Here is a 12,322-nt window from a genome sequence, read left to right as displayed (position 1 = left end):
CGTTGACTTAAACTAACAGGAGTACGTTCGGTACGTGAACGCGAAACGTGATCTTTAGATGGCGATGTGCGGGCGAACTCGTCAGCTTGTCGTCAGCTGGCCTGTCTAGGACATTGAGCCGCTAATCGGCTTGAACGGCTGGTCGTATCACATCTCGATGAGAGCGAGTCTTTCCATGATGATGTCAGGCGCTGCGCCGATCTCTCACAATCTAGAAGGCCTGTCCAAGGCCTGTTCGGCAACAGCGGTCGACGAGCAGGTCCAGTTTCAGCAGAGCCTCTTGCAAGCGACTTCGGTTCCAGACCTTGCGCCTCCAGTAACGGGAGCGGCGCCCGTTCCGCCGATATCCGAGGTATCGCGTGCAACAACACAGGCGAGCCCGCTGGGCGATCGCATCCTCCAGAACCTTTCTGCGATGTATCCGGTCAATGCAGTTCCAAAAGGTGCGGAGACCGGGTCGACGTCGGAGCCCCTATTGCTGCAGCCGGGCAAAGCGGGAGCGGGTGTGCCGGGCGCCCCCAGTGGCGCAGGTGACTTCGAGGCGATGTTGGCGAATCTGAAGGATGTTTCTGACAGCGTCATCCAGGTAACACTCATTTCAAATGGCATCGGTAGCCTCGGTTCATCTCTGAATAAGCTGATATCGGCGGGCTGAGTGGGGCGAATGATTGGTTTAATCGATCGCGAAAGCGGTCAGGCGCGCCCATTCCGCAAGCGGCTTCAACTTCTGGCTCTGCTGCCGTTCCTGCTTGCCCTGGTTGGTTGCAAAGCCGATCTCTACACGAAAGTTCAGGAGCGTGAGGCCAATGAAATGCTTGCGGTCCTCCTCAAGAACGGGGTCGATGCGCTCCGCGTTGCTGCTAAGGACGGGACTATCACGATCCAGGTCGAGCAGACTCAGATTGCTTCCGCAATCGACCTGCTGAATGGCGAAGGGTTGCCGCGCCACGCTTTCAAGAGTCTAGGCGAAGTGTTCAGCGCGGCGGGTCTGATTGCTTCGCCGATCGAGGAGCGCGCCCGTTACGTCTATGCGCTGAGCGAGGAATTATCTCGCACGATCAGTGATATCGATGGTGTCCTCTCGGCGCGCGTCCACGTTGTTCTGCCAAAGAACGACCTGTTGCGACGTGACACCACGCCATCTTCGGCGTCGGTTTTCATCCGGCATGACTCGAGGGCAAATCTCTCAATCTTGCTGCCGCAGATTAAAATGCTCGTCGCCAACAGCATCGAGGGCTTATCCTATGACAAGGTGGCTGTTGTTTTCGTCTCAGTCGAGCGGCCCGCACTAGAGCCGCGACCGGCGGCTGCGGCTGGTTTCGCCCAAGCATCTGGAGTCATTTCGACGCCATTGGTTGCGGTTGGCATGGGTCTCGGCGGGTCTGTATTCGGCGTGCTGTCCTGCGTCTTGCTGAGCGCTCGTGGGCGCCAGCGCAGGCAATCATCTCAGAAAGTTAGCGCTGTTGGTGGGCGCTCGGCTGTCTCTGCTATGGAGATGATTCGCAAAGCGATTAAGCCTAATGCGGCGTAGTGTGGTATCCGACATGACGAGACCGAATCCGTCTGCCGAGCGGCATGATCCGCTGAAACTAGCCTCTGTAGGTATTCGTAAGCTTGCTGCCACGATTCATCCGACCCGCCTTGCCGCGCGGCTTGACGCGAACCTCTCGGCCGCGACTTTGGTGCGACTGCAGAAGAGTCCTAGGCTGCAGGTAAGACTGCAAGCGTTGCTGCTTGAAGATGAAATGGGCTCGAACGGAAGTGACTTCGGGCCAGACCTTCTCCTCGGGCATGATCCGAGCAGGGCTGCCCTGCTCGCCGGCGGCATTTGGCATGCCCGTTCGCTGACAAGGCTGATTTCAAAGCATGATGTCGCCGTTCTGGTCGAGCACGTCGGCACCGAGGTGCAGGCTTTCGGGATCCGACATGCAGCGCATGCGGTTTCGACCAGATTAATTGCTGATCCTCAACAACTCGCGATAGGGATTGAAGACGATGGACATGCCTGCCTCGGCGCTTGGCTCGATGAAGCGTCAACGCTTGATTGCCGCCGCGTGCTTCTACGCCTAGCTGTCGGAACGGCCGCCGACAATCCGGGGACTGAACACCGCGATGCCGCGGGCCAATTGTTTTCACCGGTGTTGGCCCATTTGACGAGGGAGGCCCCAGCGGGATGACAGCCGACGAAACTGCGCCGCCCGTCGCTCCGCACATCCGCCCGCTTGGGCCACTCATAGAGGCGAGGGATCTCGAGATTTGGCAGAGCGCCCTCGAGGCGCGTGCCGTGGCCGAGCGAAATCTGAAGCGCGTTCGCGGCTGGACGCGCAGAGCTTTTCAGAAGGAGCGTGCGCGCGGCCATGCCGAGGGGGTGAGGGCCGGCGCCGAGGAAATGGCACAGCTGGTGGCGCAGGCTGCCTCGGAAGTGGCACGACGAAAGGCCGTTTTGGAGGAGGAACTGTCAGCGCTCGTGATGGACATCGTAACTGATCTACTGGGCGATTTCGATCCCGGCGAGATGTTGGTGAGGACGGTTCGTCACACGATTTCGCACAGATATGGCGGGGCGAAACTGTCCCTTCATGCGTCCCCCATGGATGCTGATGCGCTTACGCGCGAATTTGCTGCCTGTGACGGACGGGAGGACCGGCCGGCGGTCCGAATTATTCCGGACCCGGCGCTGTCAGCGAACGAATGCGTGCTGTGGAGCGAATTTGGCAATATCCATCTCGGACTTGACGCGCAGCTCCGCGCACTGCGTTTGGGCTTTGGTTTAGATCATGAGGCAGACGAATAGTGACGGCGCCGAGACCAGACCATAGCTGTCCTGATGGAGACGGGACTCTGCACGCGGCGCTGGCGCGTCTGCGAACTACGGCAAGCCATGTGGACACGCGTGCCGTACGCGGGCGGATCACGCGGGCGCTCGGCACGTTAATCCATGCAGTTTTGCCGGATGCTCGTATTGGAGAAGTTTGTGTGCTCAAGGATCCGCGCACCGGATGGTCGCTTGAGGCCGAGGTGATCGGTCTGTTGCAGGACGGCGTGTTGCTGACGCCGATCGGTGACCTGCAAGGCATGTCCGGCCGCGCAGAAGTCGTTGCCACTGGCCGAATGCACGAAGTGCCGGTCGGCCCCAATTTGCTTGGCCGGGTGATCGACAGCTTCGGCCGTCCACTCGATGGCAAGGGCCCAGTCAAAGCCATGGAGACGCGCCCGCTGCGCGGCAAAGCGCCAAATCCAATGACGAGGTGCATCATCGCTCGCCCTCTGCCACTTGGTGTTCGCGCCTTGGATGGTCTTCTGACATGCGGCGAGGGCCAGCGCATCGGCATTTATGGAGAGCCTGGTGGCGGCAAGTCGACGTTACTGTCGCAGATCGTAAAAGGCGCGGTCGCTGACGTGACCGTGGTTGCGCTGATAGGCGAGCGTGGACGCGAAGTGCGTGAATTCATCGAGCGGCATCTTGGGGAGACTGCCCTCCGCCGCACGGTCGTCGTCGTTGAGACCTCCGATCGCTCAGCGACGGAGCGGGCGCAATGTGCTTATACGGCAACCGCGCTCGCCGAATATTTTCGCGATCAAGGCCTGCGCGTCGTTCTGATGATGGATTCATTGACGCGATTTAGCCGCGCTATGCGCGAGATCGGGCTTGCTGCCGGTGAGCCACCGACCCGCCGGGGCTTTCCTCCCTCTGTCTTTGCAATGTTGCCAGGTTTGCTGGAGCGCGCTGGTATGAGTGAGCGTGGCTCAATCACGGCCTTCTATACCGTGCTTGTGGAAGGTGACGGCACGGGCGATCCAATCGCCGAGGAAACGCGTGGCATTCTCGATGGTCATATCGTTCTTTCACGCTCTCTCGCGGCGCGGGCGCATTTCCCCGCCATCGATGTACTGTCGAGCCGCAGCCGCGTCATGGATGCCGTCGTATCTGCACCGCATCGCAAGGCAGCATCCCTCTTCCGTGATCTTATCTCCCGTCATGCAGAGGCCGAATTTTTGATCAAGGTTGGTGAATACAAGCAAGGCAGCGATCCGCTGACGGACCGAGCTGTCGCTTCGATCGATGATCTGCGCGAGTTTTTACGCCAAGGTGAAAACGATGCGTCCACTTTTGAGGAAACCGTCACATGGATGTGCCATCTGACCGCATGAGTTGCATACACGTTTCGAGCTTGCGGCAAGTAAAGGATATGCGCGAGCGTAGTGCTCGTAGTGAGTTGTCCAATATGCAAGCCAAGCTTCATATCGCGACCTCGGCCGCGGAGCACGCATGGCAGGAACTTGCAATTGCTGAAAAGCATCATACAGAGGCCCAGGCGGAGGTTTACCAACAGTTGATGTCGGCCGGTACCTTGTCCGTCGTTGAACTCGATCATTGCCAGCTCACCCTTGAGAGGCTCGCGATCGAGATCACCTCGAAACGCCGCACACTTGAGGAGGCGTGTATCGCTCAAAAGCAGGCCGAGACAGCCGCATCCGAGAGGCGTGCGCACTGGGCGAAGCGTTCCGCAGCGACTCATAAATGGCGACAAATCGAGACCGACGTCCGGCGTGCGGCCGATACCCATTCGGAAGTAACAGCCGAGTTAGAGGCCGATGATGAAGTCTTGCTTCGCCATGGGAGGGGTTTGCCCATGCCGGTGGCGGGCGGTTCAATTTGATGACAGCTAGTCCAGTTGGGAAGCAAATGCGCTGCCCTGTACAGCCGCCTCCTGCAACTCGCGCGGACGCATACGCGAAGTACGAGCCAACCCAGCGTTTAACGCAGAGTCTCGTAACGTGGCTCAACAGAAACGTGCGGCCCTCCGCCTCTTTGCGGAGTAACCTTTGCGACAAGCCGCTGTCGGTGCGACTGGAACGACTTGTGTGGCAGGAGGAACCTCCGGCTCTGTCGATGCTCGATTGCGTTTGGGGCCTCGGCGATGATGAGCTCGTGTTGTCGATACCGCATGCGCTTGCCGAGGCCTTGATCTCGACAGTACAGAGTGGCCTAGCTTTACTTTCCGAGCCAAGTCGTTCGCTGGTTCTCGAACTTGCACTTGAACCGTTGCTCGCGCACGTGGAGACTGAGACAGAGCAGCAACTGCGACTCCTTCATGTTGGAAAGGCCGAGAAGAACGGGCCTTATATCGAACTCGACATCATCTACGGTCCGGTCAGGGGCAAAGGTCGCCTATTTCTTTTCTCGCGTCTTGACGGACCGATACCGCCGGCGTTCCGCGCCTTAGGCAAGCTGCTCGGCCAATTGCCGCGACAGTTGTGTGAGGTCCCCGCACAGTTACCCGTTACAGTTGCAGGAGAGGTCGGCTCCCTCCGGGCGTCAGCCTCGCTTCTTCGCAAAACGCGTAAGGGCGACGCTTTGTTGCCGGATGTAATGCCATTCGCCCGCGGTCAGATCATCCTCACTGCGGGCCGGTTATGGACCGCGGCAGATGTCACTGGCAACCACCTGATCCTGCACGGACCGTTTCGCTTGCGGCCGCGCCCTCTGGAGTATGCGCATATGACGACACTACCCGGTTCACAGCAGCCGCCTTCGGAAGCCGATCTCGACGATATTGAGATTTCGCTTGTCTTTGAATGCGGCCGCTGGCCCATCACGCTGGGAGCCTTGAGAAGCATCAGCAAAGGATATGTATTCGAACTTGGCCGGCCGGTCGATGGCCCGGTCGATATCCTTGCAAACGGCGTACGTATCGGGAGTGGCGACATAGTACGTATTGGGGACGAGCTCGGCGTTAGACTGCGTGGCGGGTTAGCGGGCAATGACTAACATTGAACCAGCAATACTGCCGCTTCTTGCGGTCACGGCCGCGCTCGGCTTGTTGGTCTTCGCTGTCGTCACGACCACGGCGTTCGTAAAGGTATCTGTCGTTCTCTTCCTCGTTCGCAATGCGCTTGGGACCCAGTCGATTCCACCGAACATCGTTCTATACGGCGCGGCATTGATGCTCACCGCTTTCACGAGCGCCCCCGTCTTTGAGCAGAGCTACAATCGAGTCGCCGATCTGCAGCTCCGCTATCAAACGCTCGAGGATTGGGTAGCCGCTGCGAAAGAGGGGCAGGAGCCGCTGCGAGCCTATCTCAAGAACTTCACCAATGAAGAACAGCGAGACTTCTTCCTGTCCTCGACCGAACGTGTCTGGCCGGAAGAGATGCGCGGCAGAGCCACAGCCGATGATTTTGTCATTCTCGTCCCATCTTTTCTAATCTCAGAACTCAAGCGTGCCTTCGAAATCGGGTTTTTGCTATACCTTCCGTTTATCACTATCGATCTGATCGTAACGACCATTCTGATGGCCATGGGCATGTCAATGGTGTCTCCGACAGTGATCTCAGTTCCTTTCAAGCTGTTCCTATTCGTGGCGATTGACGGCTGGTCGCGGCTTATGCACGGGCTAGTGCTGAGCTATACAACACCTGGAGGGTGAGCATGGATGAGGCCACTATTCTCCCTTATATGAGCCGATCACTGGTGCTTTTCATGACCTGGGTTCTGCCGCCGCTCATTGCAGCGGCGGTCGCCGAAACCGTCATCGGCATCATCCAGGCGGCAACGCAGATCCAGGATCAGACATTGCCACTGACTGTGAAGCTTTTGGTTATTGTTGGGATTATAGGTTTGTTTGCTCCGGTGCTGAGCGCCCCGCTCATCGAACAAGCCAAGCAGATCTTCACTGATTTTCCCGCGCTCACGACGGGCTACTAGCAGCCGCCCGTCATGTATGATCTGTCAACCACCAACACGCAAAGCCTGATCCAGGCAACCATCGAACTCGTCGTTGCTGCCAGCCTTGGTGCGGCCCGCCCCGTGGGCATTATGCTGGTGCTTCCGGTATTCACGCGTCCGCAGATCGGCGGCCTGATCCGCGGTTGCCTGGCCGTTGCACTCGAACTACCATACTTGGCGCACATCGCCGATGGCCTGAAGGAGCTAGATCCGGACACCCGTCTGCTCAAGATCCCGCTACTCGGTCTTAAGGAGACGTGTGTCGGCCTGCTGATCGGCGCCCTGCTCAGTATTCCCCTCTGGAGTCTTCAGGCCGTCGGCGAGTTCATCGACACGCAACGGGGCATCAGCAGCGTAGTCACTCCCGCCGATCCCGCGACACGCAGTCAGGCTTCGGCGACGGGACTGCTTATCGGTACCACCGCGATCACGATCTTCGTCGTCACGGGGGGGCTGCAAACCATGATCAGCGGGCTTTACGGCAGCTATCTGGTTTGGCCGGCTTATCAGCTTGGACCCACGCTGAGCATGCAAGGGACACTGGAGTTGTGGGGCGTGCTCGACAGCATCATACGTACCGCCGTCCTGGTCTCTGGACCTGTGGTAGCGTTCCTCTTGCTGGCCGACATATCCGCGCTCCTGCTCGGGCGCTTTGCGCCGCAATTCAACCCGCGGGACCTATCGTTGACGATCAAGAATATAGGCTTTGCGATCGTCATGGTCACTTATACGATCTATCTCATCGAATACATGCAATCCGAAATCATACAGTCGAGCCGAGCGCTGGAGAGGCTTGAAAGGAAACTGAAGTGAGCGACACGAGCGAAGAGAAAACGCTCGCCCCCACTGAAAAGAAGCTAAGCGATTCGCGCAAGAAAGGCATGGTTCCGCATAGCACGGATCTAGTCAGGGCCCTCAGCGCTTGCGCCGGTCTCGGCTATCTCTGGATAGAAGCGAGTTCCATCTACGACAAAGGTCGTGAAGCGCTCATGCTGACTGACAAGCTGCTTGATAAGCCGTTCAATATTGCGGTCGATCTTGCGCTCGGCGTCTTGCCCGAACTTGCACTGAGAATTGTTGGCCCGCTTCTTGGGAGTATGGTCACCTGCGCAATTCTGACGACGGTCCTGGCCAATGGTGGATTAGTGTTCTCCTCGGAGCCGATGACGCCGAAATTCGAGAACATTGATCCCATCAACGGACTGAAGCGCATCGCCTCTTTGCGTTCCCTCATCGAGCTTGGCAAGACCTTGTTCAAGGTCTTCGGCCTCGGCGCGATCTTTCTCCTCGTCGTTGCCGGCGCGTGGAAGACACTGGTCTATCTGCCGGTTTGCGGCACGGGCTGCTTCGAGTTCGTGTTCATTCAGGTGAAACTGTTGATCGGGATTGCAAGTGGTGCATTTCTGATCGGCGGATTGGTCGACCTCCTCGTCCAACGCTGGTTGTTTTTGCGCGGCATGCGCATGACTAAGAGCGATATGAAGCGCGAGGACAAGGAGCAGCAAGGCAGTCCGGAGGTGAAACGCGAACACCGACGCCTTCGGCGGGAGCAGGCGAGCGAGTCTCCACTCGGCGTGCGTCGCGCGACATTGATCTTGACTGGGCGCGAGCTGCTGGTCGGGGTACGCTACATCCGTGGCGAAACGGGCGTCCCGGTCCTGGTTTGCCGCGGCGATGGGGAGGCGGCTTCACGGCTCTTTGATGAAGCGAGGCGCCTTCGTCTCAGTATCGTCGATGATCACGTCCTGGTCCGTGAGCTAATCTGCAACGCTAGCCTTGGCAATTCCATTCCTGTCCAGTATTTCGAGGCTGTCGCAAAAGCACTCTTTGCCGCCGGCCAAGTCTAGTTCGTGTTGTGAATGAGGTCGCATCGAACGACTGATGTTCTCGCTATCGAGACGGCTGCACGGTCTGGGTGCCGGCAGACGTGGGATCTGATGGCAGCTTGTTGTTAGCTATACCCAAATTGCTGTTATTGCCGGTCGCGAAGGTTTTGTATGTGGCAACGGGAATGGCCGCACGATTGCCATCACTCGGCACAACGGCCTGATTGTCAATCAAGTCGCGCGGATCGTTGACCATGCCGGCCAAGTTGTTGCGGATCGAGCAGCCAAGCGTCGGATCGAAAGAATTGTCGTTCACTGAAGGGCCGACGATCGCAATCGACGGACAAACGGGAGGGCGCGCCTCGTACGTAATCGCCTCGATTCGGGCGGCAGAGCCATCACGCCTATCGATGAATGGACTGTACAGGCGGATGTTGAGAGCGTCGACGCCCATTGCGCGGGCCTCAGCTGCTATCTGCGCCCCGAGCCGACGTGAGCCGACGATATCAAGATGCAGCGCGTCATACCGACCGCGACCGGTACTTGCTATGAAATAACGCAGACGCTGCCGTTCGGGCCCTCCAAGGGTCTGTAACAGTAAGACGTTCTTCTCCTGTTCAACCAGGATCGCTTGCGCGGTCGGCTCGAGGTAAGTCGGCGCGGTGCTAGCGCAGCCACCTAGACTGGCCGTCAGACCGATGAGGGGGCGCACGAATCGTAATCTCATTGGTCGATCCTCATTCGATGATGTGGCCGGTGCCCCTTGTCGCGCCTGGTACGCTTATCGGGGGAGCACTGCGAACAGGCGAGCGCGTTGCCAATGTGTTCGTCAGACTGCGCGCGAGGTCTGAGGGCGGAGCGATGCGGTCGGTGGGCGCACTCATCTGCTTCGAGTTCGATCTTGGCCGCACGACGTAAGGCGTGACGATGATCACGAGTTCCGTCTCATCCTGTTGAAATGACGATGAGCGAAATAGCGCACCAAGTATCGGAACGTCGCCGAGCCAGGGGAAAGTCGTGATCTCAGTGCTGAAGTTGCGCCGGATAAGCCCACCAATTGCAAAGCTTTGGCCGCTGGCGAGCTCGACAACCGTGTTCGCACGCCGGGTGGAGAGAGCCGGCACGGAGATGCCGTTGATGTTGACAGCACCTTGTGACGATAGTTCGCTGACTTCAGGCTTCACGCGGATATTGATCTGATTGTTACTGAGAACGGTCGGTACAAACTCCAGGCTGACGCCGAAGTGACGGAACTCGACAGAGACCTGCCGATTGTCCTGCAACACCGGAATGGGAAATTCGCCGCCGGCGAGGAAGCTGGCGGATTCGCCTGACATTGCGGTGAGGTTCGGTTCAGCAAGTACGGAAGCGAGGCGCTCGTGAGCCAGTGCATCGAGCATAGCGCTGACGTTCACATGGCCAGTGTTGACTCCTATCTTCGCCGTACCGCCGCCCTGCGGCGCGCCGTATCCACCACCACTGCCACTGACCAAGCCGAGAGTGAAAGGGCCAGCTTGACCGGAAGCGGAGAGGTTGACGCCGAGCTCCTTCATAGCGCTCCGGGAGACCTCCGCCACCCGCACGCTCAGATTCACCTGCAATGACCCCGCCACCTGAATCTTGTTGACGACGAGCGCACCAGACCCAAGAAACTGCTCGGTCACTTTCATCGCTATGTCGACGATCTCCGCATTGGGCGCCGTACCGCTAAGGATGGCCCCGCGCGGGGTGTAGCTTACCTGGATGGGATAGTCGCCGACCTGGGCTTTCAGCGTGGCGCGCAGATCCTCGATCGGCTGCGTGACGACAACACGCAGTTCAGCGAGGGCCTCCCCGCCCTCGTTCAGTGCGAACAAGGTGGTCCGCCCGGATTTTTTGCCGAAAACGAAGATGGTCTTGTTCGAAGGTGCCTGATAGTCCGCGACCGTAGGATCTGCGATAAAGATGCTCGCAGCTGGCGCTGGCAGATGAATCGTCTTACCCAGCGAAGAGGAAAGGGTCAGCGTTCCGCTAATGCCGTCGGCAGCCGTACGCTGCGGCCCACCTCCATCATCCCGCTTGATCTGAGCTACGGCAGCAGCCGGGAATAGCAGGACGATTACGCACAAAAGCTGCGAAAGACAAGGAAGAAAGGTGGACGAAAGGCCGTTGGCGGCGATCGATCTTCGAGTGACGCCGGCATGCTTGTCAAGAATGATGCTCAAGATGGTCTTTTCTTTCAAGTTCGATTGGCTGCGCGGTCGATGCCGCGCATTTCAATTCAAGGACGTAGCCGATCCCGCGCGCGGTTTTGATCCGTAGCGACGCACCGGACTGACTCAAATGACCGCGCAAACGATAGATTCCGACCTCAAGCGCATTGGTGGAGACCTCGTCGTCAAATGCATAGAGGCTATCCTGCAATGACGCGCGAGCCACGGTGCGGCCGGCGCGGCTGAGCAGATGTTCGAGAATGCACACCTCGCGGCGGGCAATCTTCAGCGGTCGACCATTGACCGACGCTTGCCGACCGATCGAATCGAATCGCAGATTGCCAAAGGTAACGATGGGGGCCGTCATTTGCGTTGATCGGCGCAGAGTAGCGCGCATCCGTGCGATGAGTTCATCAGTAGATACGGGCTTGGGCAGGAAGTCGTCCGCACCGCCATTAAATAGCGCTATGCGCCTACCGAGCTCGTTGAAGTTACTCATCATCACGGCAGGCATCGAATGTCCGTCACGTCTCAACTGCTTCAGCCAATCCAAGCCGTCCCCATCCGGTAGAACCAACTCGAGCAAGAGAATGTCATAGCTGGCGCAACAAAAAGCGGCGGCCGCCTCGTCCAGGGTGCACGCTACGTCAACGGCAAAACCGCAATCGGAGAGTGCTTCTTGTACAACGCGCGCTGGGTCTGTCTCATGATCAACGAGTAGCGTTCGCATTCCGCGACCTCCTATTAAGTCACGCCAAGACACCCACCACGTCAGGTTCGAGCATGCGCGGAATTGAACAGTCCGGCCTCCGCGTAAGCGTTGGAATCCGGAATAGACGAAGAGCAGCGGTGCTGGCGAATCGCATACTGGATCGGGATTCCATTGTAAGCTCGACTGGCGTTGTTCACTGTCTCACGTGGCGCGCATGCATCTTGGTGACGTCGAATGTGCTCTCGCCACCGGGACATAGGCGGCAATCAATCAAATGCATCGATAGGCGGGCAGCACCCCGCTCAGCGCCGGAACAATCCCGGTAGTTGTCGCCGACATCCTGAGTTCGAGATGATTGCCGAGAACACATTGATTGGTGAAATCGATGGTTTGGACCGATGCATTCACATGGCGGAGCAGTGACAATGCCGTTCCATGGTCTGGATCTAAATCTCCTCATCACGATCGATGCTCCCGATGGCGAGCGCAGCCGCACGGCCGCAGGTTTGATGGGGAGCAGCGATGATAGGCAATTTGCATCGCGGCCCTCAATTTGCAAAGCCTCACACGCCCGCAGACGTTCCGTGCTTGAGCAACGAACTTCCTCATTCGGCCTGGAAGGTGAGTCTCCTTCGTGCTCCGATCACTGGAGCGACAGTGATGGCCAAGCGCGGCTACGCTCAGCTGGAGAACGCCATAACGAGGCCGTCCTGCCGCGCCTTCCTTTTTCTAACTTTTATAAAATCACCGAGACGCTGTGGAATGAACTGCTCAACGGCCGCACAATCCAAAGACGGGGGGTGACATGAAGTTGGCCGCACCGGGCAAAACCGTGCCTACAATCCGATCGCGGCGTCCATGA

At 58.4% G+C, this 12,322-nt stretch carries 15 protein-coding genes; 12 read left to right on the top strand and 3 right to left on the bottom strand.

Translation table 11 applies throughout. The features are described 5' to 3' along the window. Positions 1-175 precede the first annotated feature (175 nt). The 11 genes from IVA78_RS25300 (at position 176) to IVA78_RS25250 (ending at position 8,577) form a co-directional block, all read left to right on the top strand. Positions 176-655, top strand: a complete 480-nt coding sequence (locus IVA78_RS25300) for a nodulation protein NolB (RefSeq protein ID WP_247418558.1) — start codon at positions 176-178, stop codon at positions 653-655. Between the two features lie 9 nt (positions 656-664). After that, the gene (sctJ, locus tag IVA78_RS25295) at positions 665-1,531 is read left to right on the top strand and encodes a type III secretion inner membrane ring lipoprotein SctJ (protein WP_247418568.1); all 867 of its coding nucleotides are present in this window, start codon (positions 665-667) and stop codon (positions 1,529-1,531) included. A gap of 13 nt (positions 1,532-1,544) precedes the next feature. After that, the gene (locus IVA78_RS25290; protein ID WP_247418570.1) at positions 1,545-2,177 is read left to right on the top strand and encodes a nodulation protein NolU; all 633 of its coding nucleotides are present in this window, start codon (positions 1,545-1,547) and stop codon (positions 2,175-2,177) included. Then, positions 2,174-2,794, top strand: a complete 621-nt coding sequence (gene sctL, locus IVA78_RS25285) for a type III secretion system stator protein SctL (RefSeq protein WP_247275807.1) — start codon at positions 2,174-2,176, stop codon at positions 2,792-2,794. Before IVA78_RS25290 ends, sctL begins: the two co-directional genes overlap by 4 nt. Before the next feature lie 89 nt (positions 2,795-2,883). Beyond that, positions 2,884-4,152: a type III secretion system ATPase SctN gene (gene sctN, locus IVA78_RS25280; protein ID WP_346275314.1), complete on the top strand. Its 1,269-nt coding sequence runs from the start codon at positions 2,884-2,886 to the stop codon at positions 4,150-4,152. After that, positions 4,128-4,661 (top strand): hypothetical protein, encoded by a 534-nt coding sequence (locus tag IVA78_RS25275; RefSeq protein WP_247418572.1) that lies wholly within the window; start codon positions 4,128-4,130, stop codon positions 4,659-4,661. The genes sctN and IVA78_RS25275 overlap by 25 nt, the downstream gene beginning before the upstream one ends. Positions 4,662-4,894: 233 nt before the next feature. Next, a complete protein-coding gene (gene sctQ, locus IVA78_RS25270) occupies positions 4,895-5,773 on the top strand; it encodes a type III secretion system cytoplasmic ring protein SctQ (protein ID WP_346015572.1) in 879 nt (292 codons plus the stop codon). Continuing rightward, entirely contained in the window at positions 5,766-6,431 is a 666-nt protein-coding gene (gene sctR, locus IVA78_RS25265; RefSeq protein WP_247418578.1) for a type III secretion system export apparatus subunit SctR, read from the top strand. Before sctQ ends, sctR begins: the two co-directional genes overlap by 8 nt. 2 nt (positions 6,432-6,433) lie before the next feature. Continuing rightward, positions 6,434-6,709: an EscS/YscS/HrcS family type III secretion system export apparatus protein gene (locus IVA78_RS25260; protein WP_247275802.1), complete on the top strand. Its 276-nt coding sequence runs from the start codon at positions 6,434-6,436 to the stop codon at positions 6,707-6,709. Positions 6,710-6,721: 12 nt separating this feature from the next. Next, on the top strand, positions 6,722-7,543 hold the full coding sequence (sctT, locus tag IVA78_RS25255) for a type III secretion system export apparatus subunit SctT (protein ID WP_247418580.1): 822 nt from the start codon (positions 6,722-6,724) through the stop codon (positions 7,541-7,543). Further along, the gene (locus IVA78_RS25250) at positions 7,540-8,577 is read left to right on the top strand and encodes an EscU/YscU/HrcU family type III secretion system export apparatus switch protein (protein ID WP_247468430.1); all 1,038 of its coding nucleotides are present in this window, start codon (positions 7,540-7,542) and stop codon (positions 8,575-8,577) included. Before sctT ends, IVA78_RS25250 begins: the two co-directional genes overlap by 4 nt. 43 nt (positions 8,578-8,620) lie before the next feature. Here the strand turns inward: IVA78_RS25250 and IVA78_RS25245 are convergent, their stop codons facing one another. Genes IVA78_RS25245 through IVA78_RS25235 form a run of 3 tightly spaced genes read right to left on the bottom strand, consistent with a single transcriptional unit; the run spans position 8,621 to position 11,478 of the window. Continuing rightward, complete coding sequence (locus tag IVA78_RS25245) at positions 8,621-9,283, bottom strand: CpaD family pilus assembly lipoprotein (protein WP_247418588.1); 663 nt, start codon at positions 9,281-9,283, stop codon at positions 8,621-8,623. Positions 9,284-9,293: 10 nt separating this feature from the next. Continuing rightward, positions 9,294-10,715: a type II and III secretion system protein family protein gene (locus IVA78_RS25240; RefSeq protein WP_247275824.1), complete on the bottom strand. Its 1,422-nt coding sequence runs from the start codon at positions 10,713-10,715 to the stop codon at positions 9,294-9,296. Positions 10,716-10,743: 28 nt separating this feature from the next. Next, the gene (locus IVA78_RS25235; RefSeq protein WP_247302568.1) at positions 10,744-11,478 is read right to left on the bottom strand and encodes a response regulator transcription factor; all 735 of its coding nucleotides are present in this window, start codon (positions 11,476-11,478) and stop codon (positions 10,744-10,746) included. A gap of 407 nt (positions 11,479-11,885) precedes the next feature. Here IVA78_RS25235 and IVA78_RS25230 point away from each other — a divergent pair, with 407 nt between their 5' ends. Then, the gene (locus IVA78_RS25230) at positions 11,886-12,269 is read left to right on the top strand and encodes a hypothetical protein (protein ID WP_247275797.1); all 384 of its coding nucleotides are present in this window, start codon (positions 11,886-11,888) and stop codon (positions 12,267-12,269) included. Positions 12,270-12,322: the final 53 nt, after the last annotated feature.

Source organism: Bradyrhizobium sp. 137 (assembly GCF_023074095.1).
In the GTDB taxonomy this organism is placed as follows: domain Bacteria; phylum Pseudomonadota; class Alphaproteobacteria; order Rhizobiales; family Xanthobacteraceae; genus Bradyrhizobium.
The sequence above is the reverse complement of the archived record's forward strand: the minus strand, read 5'-3'. Positions and strand labels throughout refer to the sequence as shown.